The organism is Mycobacterium uberis, from assembly GCF_003408705.1.
In the GTDB taxonomy this organism is placed as follows: domain Bacteria; phylum Actinomycetota; class Actinomycetes; order Mycobacteriales; family Mycobacteriaceae; genus Mycobacterium; species Mycobacterium uberis.
In genome coordinates, this window is the sequence record NZ_QAYL01000045.1 from 1 (window position 1) to 1,239 (window position 1,239).

Sequence of the window (1,239 nt, forward strand, 5' to 3'; positions counted from 1 at the left end):
GGAGCAGGTCCCAAGGGTTGGGCTGTTCGCCCATTAAAGCGGCACGCGAGCTGGGTTTAGAACGTCGTGAGACAGTTCGGTCTCTATCCGCCGCGCGCGTCAGAAACTTGAGGAAGCCTGTCCCTAGTACGAGAGGACCGGGACGGACGAACCTCTGGTATACCAGTTGTCCCACCAGGGGCATCGCTGGATAGCCACGTTCGGGCAGGATAACCGCTGAAAGCATCTAAGCGGGAAGCCTTTTCTAAGACCAGGTTTCTCACCCATTTAGTGGGATAAGGCCTCCCGCAGAACACGGGATTGATAGGTCAGACCTGGAAGTTCAGTAATGAGCGCAGGGAACTGGCACTAATTGGCCGAAAACTTACCAACACACATCGCAACCACATAATCCAGACTCACTTGGTCGTGGAATATCACACCCCTCCACCAGAACAAATTGAAATTTAAATAGAGTTATGTTAAATAGAGTTACGGTGGCCACAGCGATAGGGAAACGCCCGGTACCATTCCGAACCCGGAAGCTAAGCTTGTCAGCGCCGATGATACTGCCCACCTGGGTGGAAAAGTAGGACACTGCCGGATATATACAAAATACCCCTGATTATTTATCAGGGGTATTTTGTATATATCGCTTAGTTAAAAAGCGTCAAATTTACCGATGTGCGTTGCTTTTCCAATTCGAGCAGGGAAAACTTCCGGTCGAGCCCGCCACCGTAGCCGGTGAGTTGTCCGCTAGCGCCAATTACGCGATGGCAGGGAATAATGATGGCGATGGGATTTCGGCCGTTGGCCAATCCTACGGCACGCCCGGCACCAGGAGCACCGATCTGTTCGGCGATCTCTCCGTAAGACCTGGTTTCCCCGTACGGAATTGTCAGCAGAGCTTGCCAAACTTGCTGTTGGAATTCCGTTCCCTGTAAATCGAGATCGACATTAAATTCGGTAAGCTCGCCGGCGAAGTAGGCGTCGAGTTGACTGACTACCTCGGCAAATGCGTCGCCATTGGGTAACCAGCCGACACGACTGGGCTCGTAGGTCTGATCGACCATCCGTAGATTCGTTAAGATCGAACCGTGCCCGGCCAGGGTCAACGGTCCGATAGGGCTGTCGATATCACGGTAGTAAATCATGCAACTTCTTTCGAGGCCTATTGTTGGTTTGTTCGGGAGTTGGGGTGTTAGGTGATTGGTGTGGCGACTGGGGTGATGGGGTCGTGTTGTTGAGCTAAGACGGGGT

General features: G+C 52.7%; 1 protein-coding gene and 2 rRNA genes. 2 read left to right on the forward strand and 1 reads right to left on the reverse strand.

Annotated elements, in window-relative coordinates; all coding sequences use genetic code 11:
* Both MUBE_RS14405 and rrf read left to right on the forward strand, forming a co-directional pair.
* A 23S ribosomal RNA gene (locus MUBE_RS14405) occupies nt 1–372 on the forward strand; the annotation flags it as partial.
* A 100-nt stretch (nt 373–472) separates the two neighbouring features.
* Nucleotides 473–585, forward strand: a 5S ribosomal RNA gene (gene rrf, locus MUBE_RS14410).
* Between the two features lie 50 nt (nt 586–635).
* Here the strand turns inward: rrf and MUBE_RS14415 are convergent.
* Nucleotides 636–1,133: a methylated-DNA--[protein]-cysteine S-methyltransferase gene (locus MUBE_RS14415; protein WP_116541062.1), complete on the reverse strand. Its 498-nt coding sequence runs from the start codon at nt 1,131–1,133 to the stop codon at nt 636–638.
* Nucleotides 1,134–1,239: the final 106 nt, after the last annotated feature.

Excerpts from the sequence above, each read along its gene's own strand:
- MUBE_RS14415 (WP_116541062.1), bottom strand. The coding sequence starts at position 1,133 with ATGATTTACTACCGTGATATCGACAGCCCTATCGGACCGTTGACCCTG.